This is a genomic window from Streptomyces sp. NPDC104371 (genome assembly GCF_055583785.1).
On sequence record NZ_JBVJNF010000002.1, the window covers coordinates 181,695 to 194,674 of the forward strand.

At 71.0% G+C, this 12,980-nt stretch carries 9 protein-coding genes; 2 read left to right on the plus strand and 7 right to left on the minus strand.

Translation table 11 applies throughout. From position 1 onward, the window contains the following. Positions 1-53: 53 nt before the first annotated feature. The 6 genes from serA to ACZ60T_RS06700 all read right to left on the minus strand — a co-directional run bounded on the left by serA (position 54) and on the right by ACZ60T_RS06700 (position 10,212). Positions 54-1,655, minus strand: a complete 1,602-nt coding sequence (gene serA / locus ACZ60T_RS06675; RefSeq protein WP_365622712.1) for a phosphoglycerate dehydrogenase — start codon at positions 1,653-1,655, stop codon at positions 54-56. A gap of 301 nt (positions 1,656-1,956) precedes the next feature. Beyond that, on the minus strand, positions 1,957-2,955 hold the full coding sequence (ilvC, locus tag ACZ60T_RS06680) for a ketol-acid reductoisomerase (RefSeq protein WP_365622710.1): 999 nt from the start codon (positions 2,953-2,955) through the stop codon (positions 1,957-1,959). 125 nt (positions 2,956-3,080) lie between these two features. Then, positions 3,081-3,605, minus strand: coding sequence for an acetolactate synthase small subunit (gene ilvN, locus ACZ60T_RS06685; protein WP_252422592.1), 525 nt, complete (start codon positions 3,603-3,605; stop codon positions 3,081-3,083). Between the two features lie 21 nt (positions 3,606-3,626). After that, positions 3,627-5,474 (minus strand): acetolactate synthase large subunit, encoded by a 1,848-nt coding sequence (locus ACZ60T_RS06690; protein WP_469664970.1) that lies wholly within the window; start codon positions 5,472-5,474, stop codon positions 3,627-3,629. A gap of 231 nt (positions 5,475-5,705) precedes the next feature. Next, a complete protein-coding gene (locus ACZ60T_RS06695; RefSeq protein WP_469664972.1) occupies positions 5,706-8,786 on the minus strand; it encodes an EAL domain-containing protein in 3,081 nt (1,026 codons plus the stop codon). 484 nt (positions 8,787-9,270) lie between these two features. Continuing rightward, complete coding sequence (locus ACZ60T_RS06700; protein WP_469664974.1) at positions 9,271-10,212, minus strand: 2-hydroxyacid dehydrogenase; 942 nt, start codon at positions 10,210-10,212, stop codon at positions 9,271-9,273. 168 nt (positions 10,213-10,380) lie between these two features. On the opposite strand from ACZ60T_RS06700, the gene ACZ60T_RS06705 reads away from it, so the two are divergent. Both ACZ60T_RS06705 and ACZ60T_RS06710 read left to right on the plus strand, forming a co-directional pair. After that, on the plus strand, positions 10,381-11,379 hold the full coding sequence (locus tag ACZ60T_RS06705) for an aldo/keto reductase (protein ID WP_365622701.1): 999 nt from the start codon (positions 10,381-10,383) through the stop codon (positions 11,377-11,379). Positions 11,380-11,497: 118 nt separating this feature from the next. Beyond that, on the plus strand, positions 11,498-12,655 hold the full coding sequence (locus tag ACZ60T_RS06710; RefSeq protein ID WP_469664976.1) for a PQQ-dependent sugar dehydrogenase: 1,158 nt from the start codon (positions 11,498-11,500) through the stop codon (positions 12,653-12,655). 76 nt (positions 12,656-12,731) lie between these two features. Here the strand turns inward: ACZ60T_RS06710 and ACZ60T_RS06715 are convergent, their stop codons facing one another. After that, entirely contained in the window at positions 12,732-12,959 is a 228-nt protein-coding gene (locus ACZ60T_RS06715; RefSeq protein ID WP_469664978.1) for a DUF6191 domain-containing protein, read from the minus strand. Between the last annotated feature and the right edge of the window lie 21 nt (positions 12,960-12,980).

Sequence of the window (12,980 nt, forward strand, 5' to 3'; positions counted from 1 at the left end):
GACGGGCTGTCGTCGCAGCCCGTCCGGCGTTCACGTGTGGAGCGGTCGGTGTCTCAGACCAGGTTCACCGAGCGGGCGAACGTCGCGCCGATCTCCGCGGCGACCTCGGCCATCACACCGGCCGGCACCGTGTCGTCCACGGTCAGGACCGCCAGCGCCTCGCCGCCGACGTCCGCGCGGGCGACCTGCATACCGGCGATGTTGATACCGGCCTCGCCGACGATGCGGCCGACCGTGCCGACGACACCGGGACGGTCTTCGTAGCGCAGGACGACCATGTGGTCGGCGAGCGTCAGATCGACGTCGTACTCACCGACGGCGACGATCTTCTGGAGGTGCTTGGGGCCGGTCAGCGTGCCGGAGACGGACACCTCCGCGCCGTCGGCGAGCGTGCCGCGCACCGTGACGACGTTGCGGTGGTCGGTGGCCTCCGAGCTGGTGGTCAGCCGGACCTCGACGCCGCGCTCCTGGGCGAACAGCGGGGCGTTGACGTACGAGACCGTCTCGTCCACGACGTCCTCGAAGACGCCCTTGAGCGCGGACAGTTCGAGCACCTTCACATCGTGCTGGGTGATCTCGCCGTAGACCTCGACGTCGAGACGGGAGGCGACCTCGCCCGCGAGGGCGGTGAAGATACGGCCGAGCCGCTCGGCGAGCGGCAGGCCCGGCTTGACGTCCTCGGCGATCACACCGCCCTGGACGTTCACCGCGTCCGGGACCAGCTCACCGGCGAGCGCGAGACGCACCGACTTGGCGACCGCGATACCGGCCTTCTCCTGCGCCTCGTCCGTCGACGCGCCGAGGTGCGGCGTGGAGACGACCTGGTCCAGCTCGAAGAGCGGCGAGTCCGTGCACGGTTCCTTCGTGTACACGTCCAGGCCCGCGCCCGCGACGCGGCCCTCCTTGAGCGCCGAGTACAGCGCCGCCTCGTCGACGATGCCGCCGCGCGCGGCGTTGACGATCCGGACGCTCGGCTTGACCTTGTGCAGCGCGTCGTCGCCGATCAGGCCGATGGTCTCGGGGGTCTTCGGCAGGTGGACGGTGATGAAGTCGGCGCACTCCAGCAGCTCGTCCAGGGTCAGCACCTTGACGCCCATCTGCGCGGCCCGCGCGGGCTGCACATACGGGTCGTAGGCGACGACCTTCATGCCGAACGCGGACATGCGCTGCGCGACCAGCGCGCCGATGCGGCCGAGGCCGACCACGCCGAGGGTCTTCTCGGCCAGCTCGACGCCCGTGTACTTGCTGCGCTTCCACTCGCCGTTGCGCAGCGCCGCGTTGGCCTGCGGGATGTTGCGGGCGGTGGAGAGGATGAGACCGCAGGCCAGCTCGGCGGCGGTCACGATGTTCGAGGTCGGGGCGTTGACGACCATCACGCCGGCCTTGGTGGCGGCGGAGACGTCCACGTTGTCCAGGCCGACACCGGCGCGGGCGACGACCTTGAGCTTGCGCGCGGCGGCGATGGCCTCGGCGTCGACCTTGGTCGCGGAGCGGATCAGGATGGCATCGACGTCGGCGATCGCGGGGAGCAGCTCGGCGCGGTCCGCGCCGTTGCAGCGCCGGATCTCGAAGTCGGGGCCGAGGGCGTCGACGGTCGCGGGCGACAGCTCTTCGGCGATCAGTACCGTGGCTTTGCGACGGGGGTTCGAGCTCACGTGAGTCCTCACATGTCCATTGCGGACGGCCGTCCCGACGGCCGCATGCGGTGGAGGGGTGTCAGGGCCTGCCCGGAGCTGCGCGCCCGACAGGTCCTAGCCGCGTGGAAGACGCACGACACTGTGGGCCTGACGCGTTGTTGTCCAGCAGTCTAGTGGCGCCGCGTGCGTCGTCTTACGCCGCTGCGGAAGGATCACCCGTCCGTGGCTGGACGGGCTGGACAACGCCGGGTTCCGGGCATTGCCCGCGGTGTGCCGAAGGGGCCGGAGCGGACCGGCTCCGGCCCCCTGGCCGTGAGGCTTACGCCTCCTCGTTCACCCAGCTCATGAGCTTGCGCAGCTCCTTGCCGGTGGTCTCCAGCAGGTGCTCGGCGTCCTGCTGCTTGTACTCGTTGTACTTCTTCAGACCGCCGTGGTACTCGTCCATCCAGGTGCGGGCGAAGGAACCGTCCTGGATCTCGGCGAGGACCTTCTTCATCTCGGCCTTGGTGGTGTCCGTGATGATGCGCGGGCCGGTGACGTAGTCGCCCCACTCGGCGGTCTCGGAGATCGACCAGCGCATCTTCTCCAGGCCGCCCTCGTACATGAGGTCGACGATCAGCTTCAGCTCGTGCAGGCACTCGAAGTAGGCGATCTCCGGCTGGTAGCCCGCCTCGACCAGGGTCTCGAAGCCCGCCTTGACCAGCGCCGCGGTGCCACCGCACAGCACGGCCTGCTCACCGAACAGGTCGGTCTCGGTCTCCTCGGTGAAGGTCGTCTTGATGACGCCCGCGCGGGTGCCGCCGATGGCCTTGGCGTAGGCGAGGGCCAGCGCGAAGGCGTTGCCGGAGGCGTCCTGCTCGACGGCGACGATGCACGGGACGCCGCGGCCCTCCTCGTACTGGCGGCGGACCAGGTGACCCGGGCCCTTCGGGGCGACCATGCACACGTCCACACCGGCCGGGGGCTTGATGAAGCCGAAGCGGATGTTGAAGCCGTGGCCGAAGAACAGCGCGTCGCCGTCCTTCAGGTGGGGGGCGATGGACTCCTCGTAGACCTGGGCCTGGATCGGGTCCGGGACGAGGATCATGATGACGTCGGCCTCGGCGGCGGCCTCGGCGGGGGTCACCACGCGCAGGCCCTGCTCCTCGGCCTTGGCCTTGGACTTGGAGCCCTCGTGCAGACCGACGCGGACGTCGACGCCCGAGTCGCGCAGCGACAGCGCGTGGGCGTGGCCCTGGCTGCCGTAGCCGATGACCGCGACCTTGCGGCCCTGGATGTTGGACAGGTCGGCATCAGCGTCGTAGAACAGCTCGGCCACTTCGGTTCTCTCCTTGGGTACGAATGGTGCGTCCCACCGTATGACGGCGGGGGAAGGGACGTTACGGGGACAGGGGAACTGCCGGGTGTGTTCCGGGGCGGAACGGGATGGAACGGGCGCGATGGTTACGCGGAACGGTCGAGCGCGCGCAGTGAGCGGTCGGTGATCGAGCGGGCGCCGCGGCCGATCGCGATCGTGCCGGACTGGACCAGCTCCTTGATGCCGAACGGCTCCAGCATCTTCAGCATGGCCTCCAGCTTGTCGCTGGAGCCGGTGGCCTCGATGGTGACGGCCTCCGGGGAGACGTCGACGGTCTTGGCGCGGAAGAGCTGGACGATCTCGACGACTTGGGAGCGGGTGTCGTTGTCGGCGCGCACCTTCACCAGCACGAGTTCACGGTGCACGGCGGACGCCGGTTCCAGTTCGACGATCTTCAGGACGTTGACGAGCTTGTTGAGCTGCTTGGTGACCTGTTCGAGCGGGAATTCCTCGACGCTCACGACGATGGTGATGCGGGAGATGTCGGGGTGCTCGGTGGTGCCGACGGCGAGCGAGTCGATGTTGAAGCCGCGGCGGGAGAACAGTCCGGCGATCCGGGTGAGGGTGCCGGGCGTGTTCTCGACGAGGACGGAGAGGGTGTGCTTGGACATGGTTCTCAACTCGGCTCTCTGTCAGTCGTCTTCGTTGTCGCCGAAGTCGGGACGCAGGTCCCGGGCGGCCATGATCTCGTCATTGGAGGTGCCGGCGGCGACCATCGGCCAGACCATGGCGTCCTGGTGGACGATGAAGTCGATGACGACCGGCCGGTCGTTGATGGAGTTCGCCTCTTCGATGACCTTGTCGAGGTCGTCCGGGGACTCGCAGCGGATCGCGTAACAGCCCATGGCCTCCGACAGCTTCACGAAGTCGGGGACGCGGGTGCCGCGCGCCTGCGGGTTGACGTCGTCCGGGCCCGAATGCAGGACCGTGTTGGAGTAGCGCTGGTTGTAGAAGAGGGTCTGCCACTGGCGGACCATGCCGAGGGCGCCGTTGTTGATGATGGCGACCTTGATCGGGATGTTGTTCAGGGCGCAGGTGGTCAGTTCCTGATTGGTCATCTGGAAGCAGCCGTCGCCGTCGATGGCCCAGACGGTCCGGTCGGGACGTCCGGCCTTGGCGCCCATGGCGGCGGGGACCGAGTAGCCCATGGTTCCGGCGCCGCCGGAGTTCAGCCAGGTGGCGGGCCTGTCGTACTGGATGAAGTGCGCGGCCCACATCTGGTGCTGGCCGACGCCCGCGGCGAAGATCGTGCCCTCGGGCGCGAGCTGCCCGAGGCGCTCGATGACCTGCTGCGGGGCGAGCGTGCCGTCCTCGGGCTGGTCGTAGCCGAGCGGGTAGGTCTCGCGCCAGCGGTTCAGGTCGCGCCACCAGGCGGTGTAGTCGCCCCGGTGGCCCTCGCCGTACTCCTTCTGGACGGCCTGCACGAGGTCGGCGATGACCTCGCGTGCGTCACCGACGATGGGCACGTCGGCGGCGCGGTTCTTGCCGATCTCGGCGGGGTCGATATCGGCGTGGACGATCTTGGCGTACGGGGCGAAGCTGTCGAGCTTGCCCGTGACGCGGTCGTCGAAGCGGGCTCCGAGGGCGACGATCAGGTCGGCCTTCTGCAGCGCGGTGACGGCGGTGACCGCACCGTGCATGCCCGGCATTCCCACGTGCAGCGGGTGGCTGTCGGGGAACGCGCCGAGCGCCATCAGGGTGGTGGTGACGGGCGCTCCGGTGAGTTCGGCGAGGACCTTCAGCTCGGCGGTGGCCTGTGCCTTCAGGACGCCGCCGCCGACGTAGAAGACGGGGCGCCGGGCGGCGGTGATCAGCTTGGCGGCCTCGCGGATCTGCTTGGCGTGCGGCTTGGTCACCGGGCGGTAGCCGGGCAGGTCCGTGGCCGGCGGCCAACTGAAGGTGGTGCGGGCCTGGAGGGCGTCCTTGGCGATGTCGACCAGGACCGGTCCGGGGCGGCCGGTGGAGGCGATGTGGAAGGCCTCCGCGATCGTCCGCGGGATGTCCTCGGCGCGGGTCACCAGGAAGTTGTGCTTGGTCACCGGCATGGTGATGCCGACGATGTCCGCCTCCTGGAAGGCGTCGGTGCCGATCGCCCGGGAGGCGACCTGGCCGGTGATGGCGACCAGCGGCACCGAGTCCATGTGGGCGTCGGCGATCGGGGTCACCAGGTTGGTGGCGCCGGGGCCCGAGGTCGCCATGCAGACGCCGACCTTGCCCGTGGCCTGCGCGTATCCGGTGGCCGCGTGGCCCGCGCCCTGCTCGTGCCGCACCAGCACATGGCGCACCCGGGTCGAGTCCATCAGCGGGTCGTACGCGGGCAGGATCGCACCGCCCGGAATGCCGAATACGGTGTCGGCGCCGACCTCCTCGAGCGAGCGGATGAGGGACTGCGCGCCCGTGACGTGCTCGGGCGCGGACTGGTGTCCTCCGTTACGGGGCCGGGGCTGCGGGTGAGGGGCCCCGGTGGCCTGCTCGGTCATCGGCATTCTCTTCTCGATGCTGAGGGTTTTTGCGAGGTTTGTACGTGGTTCGACTGGTGCTTGTGCAACAAAAAACCCCTCGTGCCGGGAGGCAAGCGAGGGGAGCGCGTCGGGTGTGGTCGCTGGGATTCCGGTTGCATTCCGGTGCCGTCCAGCTCAGCCGACGCGCTGTCCAAGTACGAGAATTCGGGTGCGCATGGCACTGACCCTCTCGCCGCCGCACCGTCACTGTCAAGTAGGTGGGACGGACGTCTCATTATGTGAGCGCAAGGCCGTTCCACCTCCGAAAACAGCGGGCACGCTTCCGGTGTACACCTCCACTCCCCCGCCTGCGAGGACCGGCTCCGCCGGGCCGTGCGGCACCGGATAGCGGCCGGAGGCCAGCTCCCGGCGCAGCAGGTGCTCGTCCAGCGGCCCGGAGAAGGCCATGCCCTGGCCGTGCGTACAGCCCATCGCGCGCAGCACGGCGACCTGCTCGGGCAGGTCCACTCCGTCGGCGACCGACTCGAGCCCCAGGTCCGCGGCGATCCGCAGCAGGCCACTGGTGATCTTGTGCAGCCGGGCGGACTCGACGACGCCCTCGACCAGCTCGCGGTCGATCTTCAGGACGTCGACCGGGAGGCTGCGCAGCGCCGTGATGGCCGCGTAGCCGCTGCCGAAGCCGTCGAGCGCGATCCGGACGCCGAGTCTGCGCAGGGCGCCGAGCCTGCGCTCCAGGTCGTCCAGGCAGACGCGCGGGTCGATGCCGGACAGCTCGATCGTCAGCGTCCCCGAGGCCAGGCCGTGCCGGGCGAGCAGGGCCTCGACGGAGCCGAGGGGCAGGGAGCGGTCGAGCAGCCGCCGGGCGCTCATGCTCACGGCGACGGGCACGGCGAGCCCGGCGGCGGTGCGCCGGGCGGCCTGCTCGACGGCCTCCTCCAGCGTCCAGCGGCCCAGCTCGGCGGCCTTGTCGCTGTCCTCGGAGACGCGCAGGAACTCGGCGGGCGTGAAGAGCACCCCCTGGGAGGAGCGCCAGCGCGCCTGGGCGCCGACCGAGGCGATCCGGCCGTCGTCCAGCGACACCACGGGCTGATGCACCAGCACGAACTCGCCGTCCCGCAGCGCCGCGCGCAGCCGCGTGCCCGGCTCGGTCCTGCGCGCCACGTCCTGCTGCATCTGGGGCGCGTACAGCTCGACGCGGTTCTTGCCGCCTGCCTTGGCGCGGTACATGGCGAGGTCGGCGTTGCGCAGCAGTTCACCGGCGCCCTGACCCGGCTCGGAGAAGGCCACCCCGATGGACGCGGCCACCCGGACGTCGTTGCCGTCGATGTCGTACGGCTGGGAGAGCGTGACGCGGAGCCGGTCGGCGAGTTCGAGGATGTGGCGTTCGCGCGCGGCGCGGTCGTGCGTGCCGTCGCCGACGATCAGGGCCGCGAACTCGTCGCCGCCCAGCCGGGCGGCCGTGTCGCCCTGCCGCAGCGCGTCCTGCAGTCTGCGGGCGGCCTGGACGAGCAGTTCGTCGCCCGCGTGGTGCCCGATGGTGTCGTTGACGGCCTTGAAGCCGTCGAGGTCGAGGAAGAGCACCGCGGTGTTGCGCAGGGCGGCGCCGCGGTCGGAGGAGCGGCGGCCGGAGAGGGCCTGCTGGACCCGCTTGGTGAACAGGGCGCGGTTGGGCAGGTCCGTGAGCGGGTCGTGCTCGGCGCTGTGCTGGAGCTGCGCCTGGAGGCGCACTCTCTCGGTCACGTCCCGGCTGTTGAGGATCAGCCCGCCGTGGTGACGGTTGACCGTGGACTCGACGTTGAGCCAGCCGCCGCGGCCCGACCTGAAGCGGCACTCGATGCGCGTGGTGGGTTCCTCGGCGTGGCTGGCGGCGAGGAAGCGGCGTACTTCGTGCACCACGCAGCCCAGGTCCTCCGGGTGGATGAGCGCGGCGAGTTCGGTGCCGACCAGCTCCTCGGCGGAGCGTCCGTAGACGCCGGCGGCGGCCGGGGAGACGTAGTTGAGGGTGCCGTCGGGCGCGGCGATCATGATGACGTCGCTGGAGCCCTGCACCAGGGAGCGGAAGTGGTTCTCCTTCTGCGCCAGTTCCCGGGTGAGGGTGATGTTGTCGAGCAGCATGATGCCCTGGCGGACGACGAGCGCGAGCACCACGGCGCCCGCGGTGATGAGCACCACGCGGTCGATGCTCTGGCCGTTGAGGACGTTGTAGAGGATCCCCAGGGTGCAGACGGCGGCGGCCAGGTAGGGCGTGAGCGCGGCCAGTGAGCAACCGGCGATCGGGCGCGCGCCCGTGGCCGCGTACCACTCGCGGCCGAGGTCCTGCGGGGGCCCCGCCCCCTTCGGCGGCGCGTGGCCCGGCTCGCGCGCGGGGCCGGGGTCCGGCTGCCGGTCGGAGCCGTGGCCCCGGTCTCGGGTGAGCGGGTGCGGGTGGGCGTGCGGGTGCCCGTCCTGGCGGCCCGGCCGCCCGTCGGCCGTCTGCCGCTGGCCCGGCACCTGGCCGTGGGGCGGGCGGGTGTGGCCGTCGGGGCTCGGCAGCCGGTACCGGGAGCCGAGCCAGGGGGCGTAGGCGAGGAGCAGCGAGCCGGAGAACCAGCCCGCGTCCAGCAACTGGCCCGAGCGGTAACTGCTGTGCAGCAGCGGTGAGGTGAACAGGGCGTCGCACATCACGGTCAGGGCGAGCGCGCCGATGGCGGTGTTGACCGCCGAGCGGTGGACCGCCGAGCCCCGGAAGTGCAGGGCGAGAACCATGCTGATCAGGGCGATGTCCAGGAGCGGGTAGGCGAGCGAGAGCGCGGTGTGCGCGACGCTCGGTCCGTCGAACTTGGCCGCCTGGGCGAGCGCGAGGCTCCACGACAGCGTGAGCAGCGAGCCGCCGATCAGCCATGCGTCGAGCCCGAGGCAGACCCAACCCGCCTTGCTGACAGGCCTTTTGGCGAGCACGAGCAGTCCTACGATGGCCGGTGGAGCGAAGCAGAGGAAGAAGAGGTCGGCATAGCTGGGCGAGGGGACGGGGTCCTGGAGGACGACCTCGTACCAGCCCCACACCGCGTTGCCCAGCGTCGCCATGGCGGAGGAGAGCGCGAACAGCAGCCAGGCGGGGCGGTAGCGGCTGCGCGTGCTACGGGCGTAGATGAAACACGAGACCGCCGCGATACCCGCCGCGACGCTCAGCCCGAAGTCACCCATGAACAGCGCGAGTCGCCGGGAGCCCCAGCCGAGCGCGGAACCCACGGCGTAGGTCGCGCACACCAGGACCAGGGCGAGTTGCGGAACCAGGCGCGTGGGGCCGCCCGGGACCGGGCGGCGGGCCGGCAGTGCTCCGAGGGAGCTCACCGGATCCTCCCGAGCCGAGATGCCACCGGGTGCCACCGGTCCCGGCGGGGTGGGTTGTGATCGCCGTGACCGTCCGCGCGGACCACCGCTTGCCAGGGTCGCCGCTCGCGGTCACGCCGCTTCGGATCGTTCGTCGATAGGCCGTACATCGCCCGTCGCCCCCCTCACATGTCTCAAAGTTCCGTCCCCGGCGCCGAACCTGCGCGGCGCATCCCCTGTCGGGACGATACACCAGCCTCGTCACTCAGGGACATAGTCCCTCTACGCTCCGTAACGATCAGCAAGGGTGCGGGTACTTACCGCGTACGGGGGACTGCGGAGTGTGCCCGAAGCGTTCCGGGAGCGAAACCGTAGACGATGCGCACCCCGGTGGTACGGGCCTCGGGGACCGCGTGCGCCCGAGGGCGCGACGGCTGAAATCGTGCGCCGGAACGGCCCGTTCACCCCCTCCCGGCGCTCCGTCCGCCGCCTCCCCCGCTACCGGTCACGCGCCGCTGGTCACTATCACGTTCTCCATCGGTTCCCCCAGTACGAAACGGTTCACCTGGGCGGCCAGAAGGCGCTTGGCGCGGGGCTCGAACGCCGATGTGGCACCGCCGACATGCGGGCTGACGAGCACACCCGGCGCATGCCACAGGGGATGCCCCGCGGGCAGCGGTTCGGGGTCGGTGACATCGAGTGCCGCCGTGAGACGCCCGGCCTTCACCTCCGCAAGCAGCGCCCGGGTGTCGACGACGGCACCGCGCGCGACGTTGACGAGCAGCGCGCCGTCCTTCATCCGGGCCAGGAAGTCCGCGTTGACCAGGCCTTTCGTCGTGTCGGTGAGGGGGGTGGCGAGGACCACGACATCGGCGTCGGGCAGAAGTTCCGACAATCGGGAGATGGGATGCACAAGACCGCGCGCCGTATCGCGCTCGCGGCGCGCCACGCGCGCCACCCGCGCGAGCTCGAACGGCACGAGCCGGTCTTCGATGGCGGCGCCCACGGACCCGTAGCCGACGATGAGGACGGACCGGTCGGCGAGCGCCGGGCGGAACCCCTCGCGCCACTCCTCGCGGTCCTGGCCCCGTACGAAGTCGGGGATGCCGCGCAGGGAGGACAGGATCAGCGTCAGCGCGAGTTCGGCGGTGCTGGCGTCGTGCACCCCGCGTGCGTTGCAGAGCCGCACGCCGTCGGGCAGCAGCGGAAGGCTCGGCAGGACGTGGTCGACACCGGCGGTGAGGGTCTGCACGACGCGCAGGGATCTCATCGCGGGCAGGGGGCGCACCTCGATCTCGGCGCCCTTCATGTACGGCACGACGTACAGCGCGCAGTCGGCCGGGTCGGCGGGGTACTCCTCGGCGCCGTCCCAGTAGCGGTAGGCGGGGCCCTCGGGGAGGCCCTCGATCTCGTCGGTGCGGAACGGAAGCCAGATGTCTGCGGTCATGCCTGGAGGCTAAGGCGTGCGCGGGATGTCCCGCGTGGGGCCTTCGGCCCCGGTGACATGCCTGCTCACGGCCCCCTCGCGCGGTGTGACGGGCGTGCAGGGGCGCCGGGCGCCGTCCACTACCGCATTGGTTAGTTTGGGGTGCCAGGAAAGGGAGGGCACGGCCAGGTGGAGCGCAGGACGATCGGCGCGGCAACGCTCGAAGTGGGGGCCGTCGGACTCGGATGCATGCCGATGAACTGGGCGTACTCCGGTTCCCGGCAACGGGGCGAGGAGTCGCTGCGGACGGTGCACAGAGCGCTCGATCTGGGGGCGACGCTGCTCGACACGGCCGACATGTACGGGCCGTTCACCAACGAGCTGCTGGTGGGCCGGGTGTTGAGGCAGCGGCGGGCCGAGGCGTTCGTGTCGACCAAGGTCGGGCTGCTGGTCGGTGACCAGCACATCGTGGCCAACGGCCGCCCCGGCTATGTGAGACGGGCCTGCGACGCCTCGCTGCGGCGCTTGCAGACGGACGTCATCGATCTCTACCAGTTGCACCGCCCGGACCCGGAGGTCCCGGTCGAGGAGACCTGGGGCGCGATGGCGGAGCTGGTGCGGGCGGGCAAGGTACGGGCGCTGGGGCTGTGCGCGGTGGGCGTACGGGGCGGGCGGCGGACCGGAGCCCGGCTGTACGACGGCACGCTGCGGCAACTCCAGCGGGTGCAGCAGGTGTTCCCGGTCAGCGCGGTGGAGGCCGAGCTGTCGCTGTGGTCGGCGGAGGCGCTGGGCGCGCTGCTGCCGTGGTGCGCGGCGCGCGGGGTCGGCTTCCTGGCGGCGATGCCGCTCGGCAACGGGTTCCTGACCGGCACGCTGACCCCGGGCGGCGGCTTCGAGCGGGACGATCTGCGCGCCCGGCATCCCCGCTTCACGGCCGAGATGATGGCGGCGAACCAGCCGATCGTGGCCGGTCTGCGCCGGGTGGCCCGCCGCCACGGCGAGGACGTCACCCCGGCCCAGGTGGCGCTGGCCTGGGTGCTCGCCCAGGGGCCGCAGGTGGTCCCGATACCGGGCGCGAAGCGGGAACGCTGGGTGACGGAGAACGCGGGCGCGGCCGGGCTGCGGCTGACCCCGCGGGATCTGACGGAACTGGCGCGGCTCCCGGCGGCGCAGGGCTCCTGGGACTGAGGAGTCCGCCCCGGCCGCACGAGGCTCAAGTACCGCGTCCCCGCTGCCCGATCGGGGATGCTGGGGGCTCGGTCGGTGGACGCAGGGGAAGTAGCCCCGTGGCGAAGGGACGTGGAGCGTGCGACAACGAGCTGGGGCGGGCGTGGTGGGCGCCGCCGTACTGCTGCTGGCGATCGGCTGCTCGGGCGGCGAGGGCGGGCCGGGCGGCGGCGCGAGCGTCACGCCGGGTGGTACGGCACCGGGGTCGCCCTCCGCCTCGGCGGCCGAGGAGACGCCGCCCGCCAAGGGGTCGGTCCGGGTGGTGCGTACGGTCGCCGAGCATCTCACCACGCCGTGGGGCCTCGCGCCGCTGCCCGGCGGCGGGTTGCTGGTCTCCTCGCGGGACGCCGGGACGATCACGCGGATCGACGAGAAGTCCGGGAAGAAGACGGAGCTGGGCGAGGTGCCCGGGGTCGCCGCCGCGGGCGAGGGCGGTCTGCTCGGCCTCGCCCTCTCCCCCGACTACGGCTCGGACCATCTGATCTACGCCTACATGACGACGGACTCCGACAACCGCATCGTGAGCATGCTGTACGACCCGAAGCGGGACCCGGGCGACCAACTCGGCGCTCCCAACACGGTGTTCAGGGGCATCCCCAAGGGCGCCATCCACAACGGCGGCCGGATCGCGTTCGGCCCGGACGGGATGCTGTACGCGGGTACGGGCGAAACCGGCAACCGCGATCTGGCCCAGGACAAGAACTCGCTCGGCGGCAAGATCCTGCGCATGACCCCGCAGGGCGAACCGGCCCCCGGCAACCCCTTCCCCGACTCGACCGTCCTCTCCTACGGCCACCGCGATGTGCAGGGGCTGGCCTGGGACGACAGACAGCGGCTGTTCGCCTCGGAGTTCGGCGAGGACACCTGGGACGAGCTGAACGCGATCAAGCCGGGGGACAACTACGGCTGGCCGAAGGCCGAGGGGAAGTCGTCGGATCCCAAGTACCACAACCCGATCGCCGAGTGGCACCCCGCCGAAGCCTCCCCCAGCGGCATCGCCTACGCCGAGGGCTCGATCTGGATGGCGACCCTGCGCGGTGAACGACTGTGGCGCATCCCCCTGAAGGGCACCGAGACCTCCGCGCCGCCTCAGCCGTTCCTGAAGGGCGAGTACGGCCGCCTGCGCACGGTGGTCCCGGCAGGCACCGACAAGCTGTGGCTGACGACGAGCAACACGGACGGCAGGGGCCATCCGACGAAGACGGACGACCGGATCCTGGAGGTGGAGGTGTCGTAGAGGGGCCACCGAGACCACCACCCTCTCGCCGCCCCCGCACTCGCGGCACCGCCGACGCCCCTGGCGAGCGGCCGACTCAGTCCGGGCTTACGTCCGGGGCGACGTCGGCCTGATCAGGCCGGTCCACCTGATCCCGCTGGTCCGGTTTCGGTGGGCGGACGAGTACCTTGCCTGAGGCCAGGTCGATCGGGCCGCGGCCGGGGTCGCCGTCTGTCACGTCCACTCGGGACAGTTCCAGGCGTCTCTTCTCGTCGTGGGTGTGTTTGCGGCCCGGTGCGAAGAGTTCCTCGAACAGGTTGAACACGGTGCCTCCCTCGGCCCGGAT

Excerpts from the sequence above, each read along its gene's own strand:
- ilvN (WP_252422592.1), bottom strand. The coding sequence starts at position 3,605 with ATGTCCAAGCACACCCTCTCCGTCCTCGTCGAGAACACGCCCGGCACC.
- ACZ60T_RS06690 (WP_469664970.1), bottom strand. The coding sequence starts at position 5,474 with ATGACCGAGCAGGCCACCGGGGCCCCTCACCCGCAGCCCCGGCCCCGT.
- ACZ60T_RS06700 (WP_469664974.1), bottom strand. The coding sequence starts at position 10,212 with ATGACCGCAGACATCTGGCTTCCGTTCCGCACCGACGAGATCGAGGGC.